We start from the raw sequence: 865 nt of genomic DNA, 5'->3' as shown, positions 1-865 counted from the left end.
GGATCTCCTCCTTCGCCACCCCGCGCAGGGTGAGGGGGAAGGCGACGTTCTCGCTGACCGTCATGTGCGGGAAGAGCAGGTACTGCTGGAAGACGAAACCGAGGTTGCGTTTCTGCGGGGCGAGCCGGGTCACATCACGGTCCCCGACGGTGATGGTGCCGGAGTCCGGTTCGCAGAACCCGGCGATCATCATCAGGGTCGTGGTCTTGCCCGAGCCGGAGGCGCCGAGGAAGGTGACGAACTCCCCGGCCGCGATCTCCATGGACGCCTCGTCGACCGCGACGACGTCCCCGTACGTCTTGCGCAGGGCCACCACCGACAGCGCTTTGCCACTCGCGGCGGCCGGCGTGCCGCCGGCCACCTTGACGGTCGGTGTGGCGACATCGAATTCAGCCACGAGCCCACTCCAGCCAGCGCTTGGTGACGGCCGATTCGTTCTTCAGCCACCAGTCGATGTCGGCGTCGAAGCCCTTGTCGTAGTACTTCGGCGCACCGGACAGTGCGTTGCGCTCGTCCTCGGTCAGCTTGTCGTAGGCCAGCGGGGAAGACGGGTTCGAGGGGAAGGCCTTGGCCAGGTTGGCCTGGATCTCGGCACGCAGCGAGAAGTCCATCAGCTGGTAGGCGGCATCCGCGTTGGCCGCGCCCTTGGCGATGGCGTAGCCCTGGAACTGGCGGCGCATACCGGCCAGCTGCCGCTCGACCGGGGTGCCCTGCTTCTTCATATCGGCGACCCGGCCGTCCCAGACGGTGGACATCGTCACCTCTTCGCGGCTGAGCAGCACACCCGGCAGCGGGCCGCTGTCCCAGAACTTCTTGATGCTGGGCCGCAGCCGGGTCAGCACCTTGAAGGCGCGGTCCACATCCA

2 protein-coding genes are annotated in these 865 nt (G+C 67.2%); both read right to left on the bottom strand.

The genetic code is table 11. The features are described 5' to 3' along the window. On the bottom strand, positions 1–397 hold a 397-nt coding region (locus ABD357_RS29980), incomplete at its 3' end, for an ATP-binding cassette domain-containing protein (RefSeq protein WP_344394149.1). Next, on the bottom strand, positions 390–865 hold a 476-nt coding region (locus tag ABD357_RS29975; RefSeq protein ID WP_344394148.1), incomplete at its 5' end, for an extracellular solute-binding protein. The genes ABD357_RS29980 and ABD357_RS29975, both read right to left, overlap by 8 nt.

The organism is Streptomyces vastus (genome assembly GCF_039532825.1).
Lineage (GTDB): Bacteria > Actinomycetota > Actinomycetes > Streptomycetales > Streptomycetaceae > Streptomyces > Streptomyces vastus.
Note: the sequence above shows the minus strand (reverse complement) of the source record. Positions and strands in the feature narration are given on the sequence as shown.